At 62.6% G+C, this 20,242-nt stretch carries 17 protein-coding genes; 2 read left to right on the top strand and 15 right to left on the bottom strand.

Features of this window, described 5'->3' with window-relative positions:
• Positions 1 to 248: 248 nt before the first annotated feature.
• From AAF358_25420 to AAF358_25410, 3 genes are all read right to left on the bottom strand, one after another.
• A complete protein-coding gene (locus AAF358_25420; GenBank protein ID MEM7708914.1) occupies positions 249 to 3,131 on the bottom strand; it encodes a TonB-dependent receptor in 2,883 nt (960 codons plus the stop codon).
• Positions 3,132 to 3,441: 310 nt separating this feature from the next.
• Positions 3,442 to 4,989, bottom strand: coding sequence for a tetratricopeptide repeat protein (locus tag AAF358_25415; GenBank protein ID MEM7708913.1), 1,548 nt, complete (start codon positions 4,987 to 4,989; stop codon positions 3,442 to 3,444).
• Positions 4,986 to 6,653 (bottom strand): CRTAC1 family protein, encoded by a 1,668-nt coding sequence (locus AAF358_25410; protein ID MEM7708912.1) that lies wholly within the window; start codon positions 6,651 to 6,653, stop codon positions 4,986 to 4,988. The genes AAF358_25415 and AAF358_25410 overlap by 4 nt, the downstream gene beginning before the upstream one ends.
• 30 nt (positions 6,654 to 6,683) lie before the next feature.
• Here AAF358_25410 and AAF358_25405 point away from each other — a divergent pair, with 30 nt between their 5' ends.
• Positions 6,684 to 7,448, top strand: a complete 765-nt coding sequence (locus AAF358_25405) for an NRDE family protein (protein ID MEM7708911.1) — start codon at positions 6,684 to 6,686, stop codon at positions 7,446 to 7,448.
• Here the strand turns inward: AAF358_25405 and AAF358_25400 are convergent.
• Genes AAF358_25400 through AAF358_25390 form a run of 3 tightly spaced genes read right to left on the bottom strand, consistent with a single transcriptional unit; the run spans position 7,417 to position 9,651 of the window.
• A complete protein-coding gene (locus AAF358_25400; protein MEM7708910.1) occupies positions 7,417 to 8,364 on the bottom strand; it encodes a DUF4097 family beta strand repeat-containing protein in 948 nt (315 codons plus the stop codon). The genes AAF358_25405 and AAF358_25400 overlap by 32 nt on opposite strands.
• The gene (locus tag AAF358_25395; protein ID MEM7708909.1) at positions 8,361 to 8,954 is read right to left on the bottom strand and encodes a hypothetical protein; all 594 of its coding nucleotides are present in this window, start codon (positions 8,952 to 8,954) and stop codon (positions 8,361 to 8,363) included. Before AAF358_25395 ends, AAF358_25400 begins: the two co-directional genes overlap by 4 nt.
• Complete coding sequence (locus AAF358_25390) at positions 8,947 to 9,651, bottom strand: sigma-70 family RNA polymerase sigma factor (GenBank protein ID MEM7708908.1); 705 nt, start codon at positions 9,649 to 9,651, stop codon at positions 8,947 to 8,949. Before AAF358_25390 ends, AAF358_25395 begins: the two co-directional genes overlap by 8 nt.
• A gap of 69 nt (positions 9,652 to 9,720) precedes the next feature.
• On the opposite strand from AAF358_25390, the gene AAF358_25385 reads away from it, so the two are divergent.
• Complete coding sequence (locus AAF358_25385; GenBank protein ID MEM7708907.1) at positions 9,721 to 10,473, top strand: hypothetical protein; 753 nt, start codon at positions 9,721 to 9,723, stop codon at positions 10,471 to 10,473.
• Here the strand turns inward: AAF358_25385 and AAF358_25380 are convergent.
• From AAF358_25380 to AAF358_25340, 9 genes are all read right to left on the bottom strand, one after another.
• Positions 10,470 to 10,976: a hypothetical protein gene (locus AAF358_25380; protein ID MEM7708906.1), complete on the bottom strand. Its 507-nt coding sequence runs from the start codon at positions 10,974 to 10,976 to the stop codon at positions 10,470 to 10,472. The genes AAF358_25385 and AAF358_25380 overlap by 4 nt on opposite strands.
• A 61-nt stretch (positions 10,977 to 11,037) precedes the next feature.
• Entirely contained in the window at positions 11,038 to 11,322 is a 285-nt protein-coding gene (locus AAF358_25375; GenBank protein MEM7708905.1) for a DUF427 domain-containing protein, read from the bottom strand.
• Between the two features lie 24 nt (positions 11,323 to 11,346).
• The gene (locus AAF358_25370) at positions 11,347 to 12,516 is read right to left on the bottom strand and encodes an acyl-CoA dehydrogenase family protein (protein ID MEM7708904.1); all 1,170 of its coding nucleotides are present in this window, start codon (positions 12,514 to 12,516) and stop codon (positions 11,347 to 11,349) included.
• 2 nt (positions 12,517 to 12,518) lie between these two features.
• Positions 12,519 to 13,295, bottom strand: coding sequence for an enoyl-CoA hydratase-related protein (locus tag AAF358_25365; protein MEM7708903.1), 777 nt, complete (start codon positions 13,293 to 13,295; stop codon positions 12,519 to 12,521).
• Positions 13,296 to 13,304: 9 nt separating this feature from the next.
• The gene (locus AAF358_25360; protein MEM7708902.1) at positions 13,305 to 15,479 is read right to left on the bottom strand and encodes a 3-hydroxyacyl-CoA dehydrogenase NAD-binding domain-containing protein; all 2,175 of its coding nucleotides are present in this window, start codon (positions 15,477 to 15,479) and stop codon (positions 13,305 to 13,307) included.
• A 2-nt stretch (positions 15,480 to 15,481) separates the two neighbouring features.
• On the bottom strand, positions 15,482 to 16,690 hold the full coding sequence (locus tag AAF358_25355; GenBank protein ID MEM7708901.1) for an acetyl-CoA C-acetyltransferase: 1,209 nt from the start codon (positions 16,688 to 16,690) through the stop codon (positions 15,482 to 15,484).
• Between the two features lie 20 nt (positions 16,691 to 16,710).
• Positions 16,711 to 17,334 carry a TetR/AcrR family transcriptional regulator gene (locus tag AAF358_25350; GenBank protein MEM7708900.1) on the bottom strand — a complete coding sequence of 208 codons (624 nt, stop codon included), beginning with the start codon at positions 17,332 to 17,334 and terminating at the stop codon, positions 16,711 to 16,713.
• Positions 17,335 to 17,370: 36 nt separating this feature from the next.
• Entirely contained in the window at positions 17,371 to 18,330 is a 960-nt protein-coding gene (locus AAF358_25345; GenBank protein ID MEM7708899.1) for a histone deacetylase, read from the bottom strand.
• Positions 18,331 to 18,367: 37 nt separating this feature from the next.
• The gene (locus tag AAF358_25340) at positions 18,368 to 20,113 is read right to left on the bottom strand and encodes a phosphoenolpyruvate carboxykinase (GTP) (protein MEM7708898.1); all 1,746 of its coding nucleotides are present in this window, start codon (positions 20,111 to 20,113) and stop codon (positions 18,368 to 18,370) included.
• Positions 20,114 to 20,242: the final 129 nt, after the last annotated feature.

Here is a 20,242-nt window from a genome sequence, read left to right as displayed (position 1 = left end):
GCTCTGCTGGCGCGGGGTTAACTTGCGCGGGGGTCTGGCGCGGGGTTCATATTACTGTGACAGATTAATACCGCTGTCCTTTTACTCTCACCCCAACATGCTCTGACCCCGATATATGACCCCGATATAGCGACACCCGTAGGTCGCGGCCAACCCCACGTATCCCCTTTGCTCTGACCCCAAAACTAAGGCAAAAAAAACCCGCGGCGAACCGCGGGTTTTTCTTGTGCTTACGTTTTCGGGTCGATCTAGAAGTCGACCGTCATCCGCACGTAGGGGAACACACCGGGGGTCCGGTAGTCCGCGACGTTGAAGCTGTTGGCAAACGCCGTCACCGACAGAGGAGGATTCTTGTCGAAAACGTTGTTGATGCCGAAGGTCAGACGGGTGTCATACTCGCTGAGGAAGTAAGAAACCTGCATGTCGTGGTATGCCGTACCACCGATACGCCGGTTGTCCTGGAATCCGTCACCGTCAGCGTCGCCGCCAGCGTTACAGAATCCGAAGGCACCCCAGTCTTGAGGATCACACGCTTCTTCTGAACCGTGAATGTACTGGATACCCCAGGTGGCTTCCCAGTCACCGTAGCTCCAGTTCGCATCGATGTTTGACTTCCAGCGAGCGAACGCACCGTCACCGATGTTGAAGCCCAGGAGGTTCTGGTTAACAAAGTCACCAGAACCGTCGTTGGCCAGCACCGTGTTTTCGTTGGTGCCCTGATAAGCCGCATCCATGACCACCCGGAAGAAACCCCAGTCGGTCTCAGGAAACGCATAGCTGACCAGGAAGTCCACACCTTCGACCTCGGTACCGCCAAGGTTGGTGTTGGCGTTCAGAAGGTCGGTCACGATGCCCTGCGGGTTTCTCTGGATGAGATCACACAGGATCGTCCCGGTGTTGGCACAGGTCTGGAGAATCGTCACCGCACCCGTGGTCGAGATCGTGTTTTCCAGCTCGATCTTGTAGTAGTCGACCGTGATGTCCAGTCCGTCGGCCCAGCTCGGGCTGTATACGAAGCCGAACGTCGTGGACTCGGAGGTCTCCGGATCCAGATTCGGGTTTGAACCGGTGGTGATCCGAATCTGCGGGTTAGCCTGGATGTACCCGTTGGGTACGCCAGCACAGCCCGGCAGCGCCGGAACGGTATCGAAGACGCCGTCACCGTCGGTATCAACCGAGTTACACGGGTCACTGATGGTCGGGAACGAGTCGCCTTGACCGGCAAACAGCTCACTGATCTGCGGCGCACGGAAACCTTCAGAGAAGGTAGCCCGCAACAGCAGGTCGTCGATGGGCTGCCACTCAATACCAATCTTGGAGTTGATCGTGTCGCCGAAGGTGTCGTAGTCAGACCAGCGGGTGGCCAGCGACAGGTCCAGACGCTCAGCGCCGGTGACGCCAGACAGCAGCGGGATCGCCAGTTCCAGGTAGAACTCGTCGACGCTGAAGCTGCCGGAGGTCGGCTGACGGGCGTTACCAGAGGTAATACCGGCAGAGACCAGGGCGTCCGGAGAGTCGAAACCTTCCTCTTCCCGGTGCTCGTAACCGACAGCGAAGCCCAGCGGGCCAGCCGGCATCTCGAACAGCTCACCGGTCAGGTTCGCGGTGTAGTCGAGCAGCTGGTTACCGGCTGACTCGTTCTCGGTATAGAGAATGTAGTTCAGCATCGCCGGCGTAATGGTGCCCAGACCGTCGGGGCCCTGGCCGCCGAAGATGTTGAGCTCCACACAGCCGTCGCCGTTGACGTCGTTACGGCACGGTGCACCCGACAGAGCAGTCTGCACGCGCTGGACGTTGACCCGACCCTGGTTGATGTCCGATTGGTCGATATCGCCATAAACGTAGTTGACGTCCCAGTCGAAGTAACGATCGAAAGCTTCGAAGCTGCCTTCCAGACCGAATCCGAAGCGGAAGCTGTCGTTGTCCTGGAAGAAACGCCGTGGACCTGCCTCGATCAGACGACGTCCCAGCAGGAAGCTGGAAGCCGGCAGTTCGACGCCGAACACGTTGAACGCGTTGTCAGCAGCAACACCCACGTTGGCCGCCAGGTTGTTGCCGAACAGACCCAGGAACAGGGGCGTCGGCGCCAGCAGCTGGTCAGACTGACGACGGTTGAAGGTCGCCTCTACGCGCATCCGAATGTCGTCGGTGACGTCGTAGGTACCTTGGGTATAGACGTTGGTCCGCGTTTGCGGGGTCAGCAGGTAGTTCTGCGGCGCAAAGTTGAAGCGGTCTGCACCAGAACCCGGAGAACCAAAGGAGAAATCGCCGGGGCGGAAGGCCGCCGCGCCGAGGCCACCCGGGCCGGTGACGTTGGTGCCCGGATCGGTCACCAGGCCAAAGCCGCCCAGCACGCCAGCACCGATACGACCCTGCGGGGTACCGGAAGAACCAAACGCGTTGCCGGTGCCAAACTGCGGCTCAGCGGAGATGGTCCGGTCGCCGGCAAAGACAGCGCCAGCTTTCACGTAAGACGCGTTGAAGAAGATAGAACCACGGTCCGAGGTGGTACCGACAGAGAAGTCGTAGGCCTGGATCTCGCCGTCGTTCTCTGACTCGTACTGACCGATGTAGGCGTTTGCCTGCAGGCCTTCGAAGTCGTCGCGGGTGATGATGTTCACCACGCCGGAGATAGCGTCAGAACCATAGATGGCTGATGCGCCGTCTTTCAGAACTTCGATTCGCTTAACAACGGCAACCGGGAAGTTGTTGAGGTCAACAATACCGCCCAGGTTGGAGACGAAGCGACGACCGTTCAACAGAACCAGCAGTCGGTTGGAACCGAGGTTCCGCAGGTCGAGACGGGTTTCACCGTTACCGCCGTTGTTGAACTGCGTGTTCAAAGCGGCGCCGGCAATCGGCAGGTCCTGAAGCAGGTCACCGATGGAGGTCAGTCCGGAACGCTCGATTTCTTCACGCTGAATGACGAAGACCGGGGATGCGCTTTCAATGTCGGCGCGCTTAATTCGCGAACCGGTAATTTCTACGCGATCAAGGACTGCTGCATCCTCGTCCTGATCCTGGTCCTGCGCAAGCGCAGTTCCGGTCAGTCCGACAGCCATCCCGGTGGCCACGCTGCCCATCAGGGCATAACGCACGGCACTGGATAAAGGATTGCGTCTGTTACTCATAGGTTGAGACTCTCCCAGCTTTTCGATTGGCACTCGAAAACAGTTTTTCGGGGCTACGTCCCAGGTATGCACCTAGGACATAGGTCATAGTCGCCTGTGTCGGCGATGGCCGATGGTAGCACTTAGCGCAACAGAGTAAAACCCTGCTTTTCGTAGACCAAAATAGGGGGAAAACCGCAGAGCAATGCGGTTTTTCCATGTTAAAACGTTGTTAAACCGTGACTTTTGGGCTGTTGGCGCAGCTCAATAATCAAACCGAAGTTTGTTGCCCTGTGCACCGGGATGTTGCAGCTATTGCGGTAATTCTTGATCAGCGGCGGTCAGCGGGGGTCAATCGAGGCGGATTGAGGACCTGTTCATTCAGCAAAAACGGCTGGTCAGAGCCCTGCCCCGCCCGATAGCGATCGAGCAGTGCAGCCAGGGACTTTTGCTGGTCAGCGGTCAGCTCCGGGGCAAGGTCCTGGGCGGCCGACTCATGGAGTACGGCGGCCTGCTCGAAGGCGCCGCTGGCGGCTTCCGCCATCGCCAGGCTGATCCTGAGCACCGGCCCCGGGTAGAGCTGGCTCAGATTCCGGGCAGCGTTGAGGGCGTTGGCGCGGGCGTGCGGTGGCGCCTCGGCGCAGGTGCTGGTCAGCCGGATGTAAAGCAGCAGCGCCGCGGGATCTTCCGGCCGACGCTGCACCAGCTGCAGGGCGGTATCGATGGCGTTCGGACAACTGACCGCCCACTGGGCGACCGCCTGGCTCATCAGCAGCTCGTCGCGCTCGGGCTTCAGCCGGGATGCCGCGGCGAACTGCTCCGCCGCCTGGGACATCTGCCGGAGCCGCAGCGCCGCGGATCCCGCCAGCAAACGCGAACGAAAGTCTTCAGGGTCCAGCCCGACCGCCTTCCGGTAGCTCTCGAGCGCCTGGGCGTCCTGCGCCTGCAGCTCCGCCAGCACCCCGAGATTTCGCCAGGCTGGCGCATGGCCGGGATTTGCCTGAAGCACACGCTGGAGCGCTGCCCGGGCACCCGCCACATCGCCGCCGCTTTCGAGCACCCGCGCATAATTCACCCCCACCGTCGGGTTGTCCGGGCTGGCGGCGAGCGCCCGTTCGAGCAGCTCACGAGCGGCGGGCAGGTCGCCGTTGGCTGCGGCCAGCAGCCCCTGACTCATATAAAACGCGTAGCTCTGGGACAGGCTTCGCATCTCGTCCCCCGCGGGGTCGTCAAACCGCGGGGACTGTTTGCCAGCGGCGGCCAGCGCTTCGCGCGCGCCCTCACGATCGCCACTCCCGCGAAGCGCGCTGGCCAGCGGATGCCGCAGACGGCTGGCGTCCGGCTGCAGCGCGAGCGCGCGGCGCAGCAGGCTCGCTGAATCACCATAGCGCCCCTGCGCCAGCCGCAGCAGCCCCTCCTCGGCGAGCAGCGCGGCCGAATTGTTGTGCTGCACCATCGCTTGGGCCAGCATCTCGTCCGCCGCCTCCAGCAGCCCCAGACTGAGCAGCACCTGAGCGTTGAGAACGGCAACCGCCTCCTGCTCGGGCGCTAGCGCTAAAGCATCCGCCAGCAGCGCCAACGCGTCCTCGGGGCGAGCTGCCTCCATGAGCGAGAGTCCGGCAAGGTATGGCCAGCGCCAGCGCTTGGGGGCCAACGCATGAGCGTGCTCGTACCAAGGCAACGCCTCGGCGTACTGCTCATGCGCGTGGTAGTACATACCGAGTCGGCCTGCGGCACCGGGATCGCGCGGCGCGGCGGCCTGCTGGGCGATCAGCTCGACCAACGGATCCGCCGGCTGCTGCGCCCCTGCCACCGGCACCAGCATCACCATGAGCAGCAGCGAGTGTGGTATCCCCCGCACCAGCACGGCCCAGGTCATCCGGTCGGCTGGACGATCACGTGGTAGCGACCGGGCTCAAGCCCAGCGTGGCGAGTGACTTCGCCGTCGGGCCAGCGCAGCTCGACCTCTAACGTGCCTGCGTCGCTGGCCAGCTCCCCGAGACCAAACAGGATCCTGGGGTCATGGGCCGACAGGTAGCTGCCGTCGGTGCGAGAGCGACGAACGAGCTGACGGTCGCCCAGGCGCAGGGTCGCCTGCACGCCGATCGCCGGCCCGCCCTGGCTGTCGGTCACGGCAAGGCCCAGCCAGCCATTGCCCGCCGCGGCGGTGTTGACCAGCAGCTCAACGGGACCAGCATTGTTCGTGATCAGCACGTCCAGATCGCCGTCGTTGTCCAGATCGCCAAACGCTGCGCCTCGGCTGACGCGCTTCCGCTCAAACGCCTGGCCAGCCTTGGCGCTGATGTCCTCGTAGCTCCCATCCCCCAGGTTTCGCCAAAGCTGATTGCGCTGAAGCAGCGGCAGCGTCTCGCCGGCCGCGACCTGCTCGGCGATTTTCACGACAGCGCCGTTGGCGCTGATCAGGTCCAGCCAGCCGTCATTGTCGAGGTCGAACCAGCCGGTGCCAAAGCCCGTAAAGGCAAAGCTGCTGGCGCCCAGCACGCTGCCGAGGGTCTGATCCATAAACCACCCTTCGCCATCGTTGACGTAAAGCGTGTTGGTTTGTCGATCCAGATGGGTCATAAATAGATCAAGGTCTCCGTCACCGTCGAAGTCGTTGGCGTCCACGCCCATGCTCGCCTCCGGCATTCCCGACATATTGACCGCCACACCCGCCAGCAGCGCCTCATCGCTAAAGCGCCCGCCGCCCTGGTTCATCCAGAGAAAATTCGAAGCACCGTCGTTGGCGACATAAAGATCAGGCCGGCCGTCGGCATTGAAATCACCGGTAACCGCACCGAGGCCCGGCCCTTCGGCGCGGCCCAGGCCCGCGCGGCTGGTGGCCTCCTGAAAGCGCCCGCCGCCTTCGTTATGCAGGAGCCGATCCGCCGTGGGGCGGTACGACTGGGGCGAGCAATAGTCCGGCGCATCGTTGTACGACAGGCAGGTCTTGGCGCTCGCCAGCTTGTAGTCTACGTAGTTCACCACGTAGAGGTCCTGCCAACCGTCCTGGTCGTAGTCAAAAAACACCGCGGTAATCGACCAGCGATCATCACCGGCGCCCGCCGTTTCGCTAACCTCCTGGAAAGTGCCGTTGCGCTGGTTTACCCACAGCTGGTTTTGGCCGAAGTTGCTGATATAAAGGTCTGGCCAGCCGTCGTTGTTCACGTCCCCGACGCTCACGCCCATGCCGTAACCGGGCGCAGTAATTCCGCTTTGCTCCGTCACGTCCATGAAACGCAGCCGCCCGCTATCGCTGTCGTTGCGAAAAAGGCGATCCGTCAGGGGGCTGACCGGCTGGATCAGCGCCTGACTGAGCTTGTGTGACTCGCTCAACAGGCTGCCCTGAACCAGATAGAGGTCGAGGTCACCATCCCGGTCATAGTCGAGCAGGCCGACACCGGCGCCCATCATCTCGGGAAAGAAGTGTTCACCGATCATGCCGTTAAAATGGGTGAAGTTCAGGCCGGTAGCCTGGCTTCGGTCCTCGAACAACGGGTCGGCTGCCAGCAGCGTTGCGGCCAGCAAAATGGAGTTCATCATGATCCCTATGATACCGGTTGAGACATGTGTTTGATCGGGATTTCGCTGCACCGTTCCGCAGCCGGCGAGCCGCGCGTCTTGATCGCCGCCAATCGAGATGAGTTTCATCAGCGCGCCGCACAGCCGGCGCACTGGTGGGACAGCCAGCCGGAGATTTACGCGGGGCGAGACCTCAGCGCCGGCGGCACATGGCTGGGGGTTTCTCGATCGGGACGATTCGCGGCGGTGACCAACGTGAGGATCCCCGGCGCCGCCCGGGGCAGCCGGTCCCGCGGCGAGCTGCCGGTATCGTTCCTCACCTCCGACACCAGTGCCGAGGCCTTCAGTCGGTCCATGACGCAGGCGGGGGCGGACTACGGGCCGTTCAACCTGCTGGTCTGGGACGGGGAAGCGCTCTGGTGGTCGAGCAATCAGCCAAAGAGCGGACTGGCGAGCTCCGTCGTTGGCGGCGTGCACGCCTTGAGCAACGCCTCGCTGGATACGCCCTGGCCTAAGGTTCGGGCGATCAGCAACGTGCTGGAGCACACAACGGAAACCGAAAAGTTGATTGCGGCGCTCGCGGCACGGGAGGTGCCAGACGGGGAGCTGCCAGAAACCGGCGTCGGCCGGGCGCTCGAGGAGCGCCTGGCGCCAATGTTTATCTGTTCACCGGAATACGGGACGCGCTGCAGCACCGTGGTGAGTCTCGTGCCGGACGAAACCCGTGTGACGGAGGTCAGCTATGACGCTGCCGGCCAGGAAACGGGCCGTGTGGCGGAGCGGTTTACCGTTCCCGGATCCGCACGTCGCCGCTGAAGCTTTCGACTTGCACTCGGCCCGATCCGTCGCCGGAGACAAAGCGCAGCGTTTTGTGTGGCCCATATTTGGCCTTTTCCACCTGCCCCCGGGTGCTCTTGATAGAGCCGCTGAAGCTCTCTGCCTCGCAGGTGGCTGACAGGTCTCCGGGCAAAATCAGATCAACATCACCACTCAGGCTGGCCACCGAGATAACGCCGGTGCCCGCGAGCGCCACATCCAGCTCCATGTCACCCGAGACGCTCTCGAAATGTCCTCGGTCGAGGCTCCGGGCGATCAACAGCAGCTCACCGGAGACCGTATTGGCATCAACCTCCTCGCCGGTGAGGCGGGCATCGATATCGCCGCTGACCGAATTGATGTCCACGCGGCGGGCCTCCGACTCGAGTTCCACGTCGCCGCTGACCGTATGCGCAAACAGCCGCTCGCCGCCGGCATCAGCCTCGATATCGCCGCTGACGGCCCGCAGCTCAACCAGCTCACCGCCAAGCCCGTCAGCAATAATGTCGGCACTCGTCGTCTCAACCACGACGCTGGCGCCGGCGGGGACAAAAAACTCGAGCTCCGAGCCCTCGACGCCACGGGAGTTGCGGGGGATCTTGACTTCGATCTCGCGGCGCTGGCTGTTGCCTTCCATCAGGAGCCGGTCGCTGCCTTCGCCGACCTCACCTCGCACCAGAAGCTCTTCGCGGTCCCAGCCCTCGACGCGCACTTCTCCTTTAACGACCTTAATGACCACCATGCCGTTACCGTCGAGCGACATCTTGTGCTCGACGTCTTCGGCGGCCGCCCGGTTCGCCGCCACGGCGGCGAGCGCTGCCAGGATCAGCAGAGAAGTGAGGCGCCGCAGCCCCCCTGGTCGACTCATGCGCTCGCTCACCCGTGCGCTGCCGGCCGTTGTTTGTTGTTGGCTCATGTTGTACTCCCTGCAATCGTGTCGTCAGCATGACGCGCCATTTCTTTCAGCACGTTGAGTTCCCGGTGCTGCAAGCTGGTCAGCATGCTGTTCAGATAACGTGACTGGGGGTCGCGCTCCAGCGCCACCCGAACGGCAACCGCGGCGTCGCGCACGATCGCCAGTGACTGCTCAAAATCGGCCAACGGAGTCCCCGGCGTCGGCGCGCCGGCGCTGACGGTCAGCGGCAGCAGATCCTGCAGCGCCCCCGAATATTCGATCTCCGCACTGGCTGAGAGCATCGGCAGATTGCCGCCGACGGCCGGCTGCGGGCTCTCGCCGCTCAGATTCAGCAGCATCGAGGCCAGCCCAGCCACCGCCATGGCGGCGACGGCGGAGCGCAACGACCAGCGACGCTCGCTGACCGGCGCTGCCGCTGGCGGCGTCGCAACCGGCTCAAGGCGTTGCGCGATGGCCGGCCAAAGGTCGGCGCCTATTTCACGCTCCCTGGGCAGCGCGGCCAGGCGCCGGAGCAGGGCCGCTTCAGCGTGCTGCTCGTCGTCCTGCTCCGTCCCGATGGACGGACCGTTGGTTGGATCTTTGCTACTCATTTAACCACTCTCTCAGCAGTCGCCGGGCCCGGTGCAGCTGGGCTTTTGAGGTGCCCACCGCCATATCAGCCAGCTCTGCGATTTCCGTATGTTTCATGCCTTCCACATCGTGTAAGACCAGCACCGTCCGCGCTCGTTCCGGCAGCTTCGCAATCGCTGCCTCAAGATCGGCATCCAGCCCGAGAGAGGGCGTCATGCCAGCCTCCGGCGCGGACTCCAGCGGCTGCTCCCGAGCCACCTGGCGCATACGAATTCGCCGGTCGCTCAGAACCACGTTCACCGTCAGGCGATGCAGCCAGGTGGTGAATTTCGCCTCACCACGAAACAGGTGGAGCTTCTGCCACGCCCTGACAAACGCGTCTTGAACCAGCTCAGCGGCCAGCGTGTCGTTACCGCCGCACATCCGCCAGCAGAGCGCCATAGTCCGCCCCTGGTGTCGGCGGTAGAGACGCTCGAAGGCCCGCTGATCACCCGCGCGAGCGGCATCCACCAGCTCGGCATCGTCCGCCTGCTGTTCCGACTCTCCCTCCAGCCCCTCACCCGTTTCTACAGCCAGCTTCTTGTCGGGCTTGTCGTCGGGCTTTTGGGCCGTAGACGGACCTGACTGTTGGCCTGACACCTGGTCTGACTCCTGGCCTGACTCATGGTTTGGGGCGAGGCCTTCCAGGCTGTTGTCCCGCTCCGCCACGGCCCTCATGGTAAATCAGACGGCGCAGGCGGAGAAAACGTTTATAGTGTGCGCTGACTTTTGGCCTATACCGCACCCATGAGCGACCAATCCTCCCGCATCCTTACCGTCGGCTGGCTGATGGACCCGGTAAAAGCGTCTACGATCTGGTTTTCGCCCGAGGCCCTGGACCTGCCGACGCTGGAAGATCCGTCGGCCAAAGCGGTCACCGCCTGTCCCGCCGTACTGCAGCATGAGGCCAAGCTCTATCAGCTTCGCTGCCCCATCGACGCTAAGTTTTCCGCAGTAGCGCGGCCGGACGGAACGCTGTCTTTCAACAACGATTTGGGCCACGACAGCCCGATTGATCTCAAGTTTCTGGACGAGATGATTGTGCCGATGCCGCCGGACCAGTGGCGTCATCCCAAACGGCCGATCTTTCAGATTGTCACGCCCTATCGTTTCGTGGCCGACGACTACTGCTTCTTAGAGGAGTCGGGGCCAATTCACGACTACAAGGGCTCGCGCTGGCCGGGCCTCGTCATCAGCGGGCGGTTTCAGCTCGACGTCTGGCCACGGCGCCTCATGTGGGCCTTTGAGTGGCACGACATCGATCAGCCGCTGACGCTAAAGCGCGGTGAGCCGTGGTTCTACATTCGTCTGGAAGGGAGTGACCCCGCCATGAGTTCGCGGGTGGTCGAAGCTCAGTGGACACCCGAGCTGAAAGAATATGTCGACGGCATCGACAGCGTGACCAACTACGTTAAGAAGACCTTCAGCCTGTTCAAGACGGCGCAGGAGCGCCGACCCTCGTCGCTGCTAACGCGACGAAACCGGCCCACTAGCCTTTAGCCTTTCGCGCTGAGCCTTTTGCCCCGCGAAACGCCGAACCGCGGGCGCCAGATCGCCAGGGCGACGTTTGCCGCTGACAGCGCCAGCACCATCCACCAGGCACCCCACTCGTTGTGCATCAGCGCGGCTACCTCAGCGGCGTCAATCTCTCCGGCCATCGCCTTCGCCGTGGTTGCAGCAGCCCGCTGCGCCGGCGCGTCGATACTGCCGAGCGTCGCCTCAAACACCAGGATGCCCGACACCGCTTTTGCCCAAACCCAGGGGGCTTCCATATAGGGATAGTGCGCCGCCATGGCCAGCAGGCCCGTCACCAGGACCCCCACCATCGACGGCATCAGCAGCCACTTGGAAACCACGGCGAGCGCCTGGCGCAGCGCCGTGTACTCAGGCAGCGATTCGGGTGTCGGCCCGTAGGCCAGGATAATCATGTAAGCCGCCAGGCCGCCGGCCAGGCCGACCGCGCTGGCGGTGTGAAGAAACTTTAGCAGGCGCTTCAGAAACATGGATACCGGCGGCGTAACTTACGAAAGCCGGAATTATCTGCGCCGCCGGGTCAACGGAAGGTCAACTGTCGGAGACCTGAACCCCTTTCCAGAAGGCTACCCGGCCGCGGATGTTGTCGGCCGCTGACTTGGTTTCGGGGTAGTACCAGGCCGCGTCCGGATTCGATTGACCCTCGACCTTAACCGAGTAGTAGCTGGCGGTGCCTTTCCAGGGGCAAACGCTGGTGGTTACGGAATCCTCAAAATAATCCATGTTGAGCGACTCGGGTGGAAAGTAGTGGTTGCCCTCAACCACCACGGTGTCGGGCGATTCGGCGAGGACGGTATCGTTCCATACAGCTTTCATGAAATCTCCTAGTAGAGCGGGCCGTCAGGCCGCTTTTTTGCGCGGATCCAGACCCATGGATCGGGCCACAATTTCCCGCATGACCTCGGAAGATCCGGCGTAGATGCGGGCGATCCTGGCATCGCGATAGAGACGGGAAATCCGGTATTCGTCCATAAAACCGGCCCCGCCGTGCAGCTGGACGCACTCATCGACGGTGCGTCCCAGCAGCTCGCTGGTAAACAGCTTCGCCTGGGCCGCCGTCTCCGGCGTAAGCTCACCTCGATTGTGCGCCATCACGCAGTGGTCGACAAACATCTGCGCCACGTCGATTCCGGTGCGCATGTCGGCGAACTTAAACCGGTTGACCTGAAAATCTGCCACGGTCTGGCCAAAAACCTTGCGCTCCCGCGCAAAGTCTAACGTCAGATCGAGTGCCGCGTCGGCCATCGCCAGGTTGCCGACGGCGTTCATCAGGCGCTCTTCCGCCAGGAACTTCATCAGGTTGTAGAAGCCCCGGGTGGGGTCACCGAGCACGTTGGTCTTCGGCACTTCCACGTTATCGAAGAAAAGCTCCGCCGTGTCCTGGCTTTTCAGTCCCATCTTCGCCAGATTGCGGCCTCGCTTGAAGCCGGGCGTGTCGCCCTCAACCAGGAACAGGCCCAGCTGGCGACTATCCGGCGCGCCGGTTTTCGCGGCCACCATAAACAGGTTGCCGATAATGCCGTTGGAGATGTAGGTCTTGGAACCGTTGAGCAGGTAGTGATCACCTTTGTCCTCAGCGCGGGTCTTCATGCCCGCCACGTCGCTGCCGGCGCCAGGCTCCGTCATGGCGATGCCGAGGATGGTCTCACCGCTCACGCAGCCAGGCAGATACCGGGTTTTCTGCTCCTCGCTGCCGAGCTCTCCGAGATAGGGGGCGACAATTCGGTTGTGCAAGGAGATAAACAGCCCGGTGTCGCCGTAGCGGCAGTTCTCCTCGTCGAAGATCTGGTCGTACCGGAAATCTTGGATCCCAGGGCCCCCGTACTGCTCATCAACCCACATACACAGCAGGCCCTGTTCGCCGGCCTTATGATAAATCTCCGGGTCGACGGCCCCCTGCTCCGCCCAGCGGTCGCGGTGCGGTTCCACCTCCGCCTGCAGAAAGCGGCGCGTGGCGTCGCGGAACATCTCGTGCTCTTCTTCAAATATCGTTCGACCTTGGGTCGGCATAGCTACTTTCCTTGGAATTGCGGGGGCCGCTTGTCGAGGAACGCCTGCACGCCTTCGGCGGCATCCTCACTGGCGGCACAGTGGCCCTGCAGCAGGGCCTCAAGTCTATAGACATCATCATAGCTGGCGTGCATCGACAGGCGCATGGCCCGCTTGGTGGCGGTCAGCGACAGCGGCGCCCTCTGCGACAGTTCCGCAGCCCAGGCCTGGGCGTTGCTCAACACTTCTTCAGCCGGCGCGACGCGATTGATCAGACCGGCTGCGAGAGCATCCTCGGCGCTCAGACGCTGCCCTTCGACCGACATCTCAAAGGCCCGCTTGTAGCCCAGCTGCCTGACCAGCAGCCAGGTAGCGCCACCGTCGGGCACTAAAGAGATGGTCGTGAACGGCGACAGCAGAAAGGCGTTATCCGCCATCACCACAAGATCGCAGGCCAGCGAAACCGACAAACCTATGCCAGCGGCAAAGCCGTTGACGGCAGCGATCACCGGCTTGCGGAGATTGCTGATCGCGTCTAGCACCGGCCGGTACTGATAAGTGAGCTGAAGCTCAACCGATTCGCTGATGCCTTCTTTGAGATCAGCGCCCGGGTTGAACGCCCTGCCGGCACCGGTCAGCACAACCACCCGCACCGCCGCATCGCGGTCGGCCGCCTCCAGGGCCGCCGCCATGTCGCTGCGCAGCTGCTGATTAAAGGCGTTCATCGATTTCGGACGATTCATAGTGACGGTCGCCACCGGACCTTCCACATCATAGAGAACGGTTTCGAGTTCGTTCATGTCGTCACCTCAGGCGGCATCGCGCTGACTGGCGTCAGCAACCGGCGGATAGAATTGTTCACCCGCAACAGCCATTTTGTTCAGGAGCTCCGGTACCGCAAACCGCGGGCCGTGTCGCTCCGCGAGCGCGGTGGCCGTCGCGATAAACTGATCCAGTCCAATGGTATCGATATAGGACAGCGTTCCGCCCGTCCAGGGCGGGAATCCCCAGCCGAAGATCGACCCGATGTCGGCGTCTGCAGCGGTGGTAATCACACCTTCCTGCATGCAGCGAACCGTCTCGATCGCCTGGATGTAAAGAAGGCGCTCCTTAACGTCCTCGACGCTCGGCTGAGCCTCAGCCTCGGGGAAGTGCTCAGCAAGCCCGGGCCACAGATGTTTCTTGGCCCCTTCGGGATAGTCGTAGAACCCTTTGCCGAACCGCTTACCCGAGCGGCCGAGGTCGTCCACCATCTTGAAGGTCACGTCCATCGCGGAGGGCGCGTCGTAAGCGTCTCCCAGGTCTTCCTGGGTCTGCTTGAACACCTTAACGCTCAGGTCGAGCGTGACCTCATCGTGCACGGCCAGTGGACCCACCGGCATCCCGGCAAGCTTGCCGGCGTTTTCGATCAGCGCGGGCGCGACGCCATCCTTCAGAAGCGCCATACCCTCGTTTACGTAAGTGCCAAACACGCGTGAGGTGTAAAAGCCGCGACTGTCGTTCACCACAATCGGTGTTTTGCGGATCTGCCGTACGTAGTCGAGAGAATGGGCCAGCGCTTCGTCCGAAGTCTCTTTGCCCATGATGATCTCCACCAGCGGCATCTTGTCCACGGGCGAGAAGAAGTGCAGCCCGATGAAGTTCTTCGGTCGACTCGAAGACTCGGCCAGACCACTGATGGGCAGCGTGGAGGTATTGGAGGCGAATACCTTATCTGCCGCCAGCACCGCTTCCGCCTTTGCGGTCACGTCCGCCTTGATATCCCGGTCTTCGAAGACCGCTTCGATCACCAGATCGCAGCCTTCAAGGTCCGCATATTCGGTGGTCGGATGGATGCGGGCCAGCAGCTGGTCCAGCTTCTCCTGGGTCGTGCGACCTCGCTCCAGCCTCTTGGCCAGCAGCCCGCGGGAATAGTCCTTACCCTTCTCCGCGGCTTCGATGGTGCTGTCTAACAGCACCACGTCCATACCGGCGCGGGCGCTGACAAACGCGATGCCCGCACCCATCATGCCGGCGCCGAGCATGCCGATCTTTTTGCACTGCGCCGGCGGCACACCTTTCGGCCGGCGGGCGCCCTTTTCGGCGGCACCTTTATTGATGAACAGCGTCCGGGTCATGTTGCGGTAAACCGCGTTCTGGAACAGCGACGTGAAATACCGCGACTCAATTTTCAGACCGGTATCGATCGGCACAATGGTGCCTTCGTAGACGCAGGACAGGATGGCGATTGGTGCCGGATAGTTATGGTTGGTCTTTTGGGCCACGAGCGCGCTGCCGCCCATAAATACCTGGGCGATCTTGGGGTTAAAGGCGCCGGCGCCGCCGGGTACCTTGAAGCCCTTCTGATCCCATGGCTGCACCGCCTCGGGGTTGTCGTTGATCCAGGCCACCGCCGCGTCCAGCAGCTGGTCCGCCGGTACGACCTGGTCGATGAAGCCGAGCTTGACCGCCTTGGGCGCGGGCACGTGGGTACCTTGAGTGATCAGCTCCAGCGCCGGCTGCACGCCGATCAGGCGCGGCAGCCGCTGGGTGCCGCCGGCGCCCGGCAGGAGCCCTACCTGAACCTCCGGCAGACCGAATACCGCCTTGGGATTGTCGGCAGCGATACGCTGATGACACGCCAGCGCAATCTCCAGCCCACCGCCGAGAGCGGTGCCGTTCAGCGCTGCGACAAAAGGTTTGCCGCAGGTTTCCATCGTTCGCAGCGCCCGAGTGAACTTGAGATTCTTCTCGAGCAGCTCGCTGGCCGGCAGCTTGGCGTCGTAGACGTTGACTAGCCACATCAGGTCAGCACCGGCGACAAACGCGTTTTTGGCGGAGGTGATGATGGCGCCTTTGATCTGGTCGTCCTGGACAACCTTCTCAACCGCCTCGTTCAGGTCGTCCAGAAACTGGTCCGTGACAACGTTCATGCTGCGGCCTGGGACGTCCAGCGTCAGGGTGGCGATGCCGTCCGCGACGGCAAGTTGAATGGTTTCAGCCATGGTTATACCCGTTCGATAATGGTGGCGGTGCCCATACCGGCACCAATACAGAGGTTGACCAGCGCGGTGTTCAGGTCACGCCGCTCCAGCTCGTCCAGCGCGGTGCCGAAGATCATCGCGCCGGTGGCCCCCAGGGGATGCCCCAGGGCAATCGCGCCGCCGTTGACGTTGATCTGGCTGTGATCGATGTCGAGCTGCTGCATGTAGCGCAGCACCACCGAGGCAAAAGCCTCGTTGAGCTCGAACAAATCGATGTCCGCTGTGCTCATGCCGCATCGCTTGAGCACCTTCTCCGCTGACGGGCCCGGGCCGGTCAACATGATGGTCGGCTCCGACCCGATCGAGGCAAAGCCTTTGATCCGAGCCCGCGGCTTCAGCCCGAGGCTGTCGCCGATTTCTTTGTTTCCGATGAGCACCGCGCCGGCACCGTCGACGATGCCGGAGCTGTTGCCGCCGGTGTGGACATGGTTGATGCGCTCTACCTCCGGGTACCGCTGGAGGGCCACCGCGTCGAAGCCGAACTGCTCACCGGGAATCACAAACGCCGGCTTGAGACCCGCCAGATCTTCAGCGGTGGTGCCCGGGCGCATGTGCTCGTCCCGGTCGAGCAGCGTCATGCCCAGCTGATCTTTCACCGCGATCACCGCGTTGTCGAAATAGCCGTTATCCCAGGCGTTGGCAGCCCGCGCCTGGCTTTCCGCCGCGTAAGCATCTACGTCCTCGCGGCTGAAGCCGTACTTGGAGGCGATCAGATCCGCGCCGATTCCCTGAGGCGCAAAATAGGTGTTGTACGCCACGTGTGGATCCACGGCCATGGCGCCCCCGTCCGAACCCATCGGCACGCGGGACATCGATTCAACGCCACCGCCGATACACAGATCGGACTGGCCGGCCATGACCTGTGACGCCGCCGTGTTGACGGCTTCGAGGCCTGATGCGCAAAACCGGTTGAGCTGCTTGCCCGGCACCGTCTGGTCGTAGTCGGCCATCAGCGCCCCGACGCGTGCGACGTTGGCGCCCTGCTCTCCAACGGGCGACACGCAGCCCATCACCACATCGTCGACCTTGCTGGTATCGAGCTCGTTGCGGTCACGCAGCGCTTCCAGCACCTGGCGAACCAGCTCGATGGGGGTCACCTCGTGGAGCGAACCATTGGGTTTGCCGCGGCCGCGAGGCGTGCGTACGTGATCGTAGATATATGCGTCTGTCATTGTCTGTGGGTTCCTATAGGTCAGGCGTCAGCCTGTCGGGAGAGTTCGAAGTTGATCTGTCGCTGAAAGGCCGCGTGGGCGGCCTCGAAATCGATATCGCTGGTACCAAGCATCCAGGCCCACACCATGCCGCTGGTATAGGCCACAAAACGGGCCGCAAAAACCTGCGGGTCCACGTTTGGGCAGACCGTGCCCTGCTGCTGACCATCTTTCACCCACTGGGCGAGCTGGTCGCGCTGCGCGCGGATGACCTTGCGAACCATGCCGGCGTGCCCACAACCGGGTTCCACGGAGTGATAGCTCAGAATATGCATCGCGCGGATGTCCTTGGGCGATCTCAGGACAAACTGGCGATAAGCTTCGGCGGTACTCAAGATTGCGCTGATTCCGGACTTGTCGTCGACCGCCTTCTCAAAGGCGTCCAACCATCGCTCAGAAACGGTTTTGATGACCGCCTTGAAAAGACCCGCCTTGCTGCCGAAACGATAGGTCACGAGCCCCCGGCTGTAGCCAGAAGCCTCGCCGAGCGCTTTCAGCGTGGTTTTTTCTGGGCCCAGACTCACAATCAGCATAATGGCGGCGTCGATCATCGCGGTGTCCGAAAGCGCCGTACGCTGGGCCTGAGTGAGTGCAGGTTGAGGCATCCCGCCAAGATACTTGCTATCAACCAGCAAGTAAACCTAAGTAAGAGAATTGCCTTGCCACTGCCGCCAGCTTTCGTGAGCAGCGAGCACCGTCGCGGTGTGGATCGACACGATATCTTCAACACTGTCTGCGTAGCCGCCGGCCATACATACCGCCGCGGGCACATCCGCCCTGCGCAGAAAATCAAACACCCGGCTGTCTCGCTTCGCCAGGCCGGCTTTGCTCAAGCTGAGTCGACCGAGTCGGTCCCCGGCAAACGGATCAGCGCCCGCCAGGTAGAAAACCAGGTCGGGCCGGAGCTCCCGTAACAGCCCGGGCAGGATGCCCTGAAGCCGGTTCAGGTAGGCCTCGTCGTCGGTCCCGTCATCAAGGGCTACATCAAGGTCACTGGTTTGTTTCCGGGTCGGGTAGTTTTTTCCGCCGTGCATCGAAAAGGTAAACACGGAGCTGTCCTCCGAGAAGATGGCCGCGGTGCCGTCACCCTGATGCACATCCAGATCGACCACCAGCACCTGACCCACACCCAGGCTGCTTTGCGCGTAGCGCGCGGCCACCGCCACGTCGTTCAGCACGCAGTAACCGCCGCCGGTGTCCGCAAACGCGTGGTGGGTACCGCCGGCGAGATTGACGGCCAACCCACACTCGAGCGCCGCCTCGGCTGCGGCCATCGTGCCCCCCACCGATCGACGGGAGCGTTCCACCATTTGTTCGCTGTAGGGAAAACCGATACGGCGCTCGATGGCCCGCGGCAGCGCGCCGCTGATCAGGGCGTCGAGATAGGCTTCGCTGTGTACGCGTTTCAGGGCCTGGAGTGACGCGGCCGGCGGCACGCTGAAACGCCCGGCCGCCAGCGCGGGCTCCCGGCGCAAGCGTTCGCGCAGCAGCGCGTATTTGCTCATGGGAAACCGGTGCTCCGCCGGGAGGGGGAGCACAAACTGGTCGCAGTAAAACAGATTAAAGGCCTCGGGCGACGGGCCTGCTGCCGGCGCTGTCACCGGTGCTGCGGTATCTTCCTGCAGAGTCCGGCCGGGCTCAGGCCTGCAGCGCCTCGGCAACCCGGCGCTGCTGGGCGGCGAGCTCTGCGGGCAGCCGCTCACCATAACTTTCCAGGTAGGTGCCGATTTCGCTCAGCTCCTGCTGCCAGCCGGCCTGATCGAGGCTCAGCAGCGCCTCCAGCGTTTCCGGCGCGAGGTCCAGTCCGCTAACGTCCAGATCAGCGGGGGTCGGGAGCAGGCCAATCGCCGTATCCTGAGCACCAACCTCGCCACGGCAGCGGCCCACAATCCAGCGCAGCACCCGCATGTTTTCGCCGAAGCCGGGCCACATGAACCGCCCGTTTTCGTCTTTGCGGAACCAGTTGACGTGAAACACCTTAGGCGCCCGGCTGGCCTTTTCGCCAACGGTGAGCCAGTGGGCGAAATAGTCAGCAAAGTTGTAACCGCAGAAAGGTTTCATCGCCATCGGGTCACGTCGGACAACGCCCACCGCGCCAGTGGCGGCCGCAGTGGTTTCCGAGGCCATGGAGGCGCCAAGCAGCACGCCGTGCTGCCAGTCTTTGGCTTCCAGCACCAGGGGTACCAGCCGCTCGCGCCGACCGCCAAAAACAATCGCCGAGATGGGCACGCCCTGAGGCGATTCAACCTGATCGCTGTAGCTGGGACACCGCTTGATCGAAACGGTGAATCGTGAATTGGGATGCGCTGCCGGCCCGCTGCCGTCAGCATAATCAGCGCCGCGCCAATCTCGCGCCGGACGCTCGTCGGATTTGCCCTCCCACCACGGCTCATTGGTGCTGGTGACGCCCACATTGGTAAAAATGGCATCTCGATCCAGCATCGCCAGCGCATTGGGATTGGTGTCTTCACCGGTTCCCGGCGCCACGCCGAAGAATCCCGCCTCGGGGTTGATCGCCCAAAGCTGGCCGTCCTCACCAATGTGCATCCAGCAGATATCGTCACCGACGGTCCAGACTTTCCAGCCTTCCTGCGACTCCGGGGGAATCAGCATTGCCAGGTTGGTTTTTCCGCACTGGGACGGGAACGCGGCGGCCACGTAGCTGACGTTGCCGTGCGGGTCCTCGATGCCAACAATCAGCATGTGCTCAGCCAGCCACCCCTCCTGCCGGGCCTGGTAGCTCGCGATGCGCAGCGCGTGGCACTTCTTGCCCAGCAGCGCGTTGCCGCCGTAACCCGAGCCAAAGCTCATGATGGTCAGCGACTCCGGGAAGTGCATGATGAAACGACGATCCGGGTCCAGATCGCCGGTACAGTGCAGCCCTTTAACAAAGCTGCCTTCGCGCTCGATCCGCGCCAGGGCAGCGCTGCCCATGCGGGTCATCAGACGCATGTTCGCGACCACGTACGGGCTGTCGGTGATTTCGACGCCGCAGCGCGCCAGCGGTGAGTCGATCGGGCCCATGCAGTAGGGCACTACGTAAAGCGTGCGACCGACCATCGAGTCCTTGAAGAGCTCGTCCATTTTCTGGCGGGCTTCGCTCGGGTCCATCCAGTTGTTGTTGGGGCCCGCTTCCTCCGCTTTTTCGGTGCACACAAAAGTAAGGTGCTCAACCCGCGCCACGTCGCTGGGGTCAGACAGATGCAGGTAACAACCCGGGTGCGTTTCCTGATTCAGTTCCTGAAGATCGCCGCTGGCTTTCATCAGGTCTACCAGCCCCTCGTACTCCTGCTGGGAGCCGTCACACCAGTGAATGTTGTTGGGACGGGTGAGAGCAGCAACCTCCTCCACCCAGTGAGCCAAAGCGGGAAGCTTGGTAGCCATGAAAATCCTCGGGAACGAGACGCCGTAGTGAGGCGCAGGACCATAACGCTCCGGGGGGCGGAATTCAACGTCTGCCGGGCCCTCGAAGTGGCAGTTGACGATCGTTTACGGGGCTGCGATCCGGCGGGA

Source organism: Pseudomonadota bacterium (assembly GCA_039033415.1).
Lineage (GTDB): Bacteria > Pseudomonadota > Gammaproteobacteria > Xanthomonadales > SZUA-38 > JANQOZ01.
The sequence above is the reverse complement of the archived record's forward strand: the minus strand, read 5'-3'. Positions and strand labels throughout refer to the sequence as shown.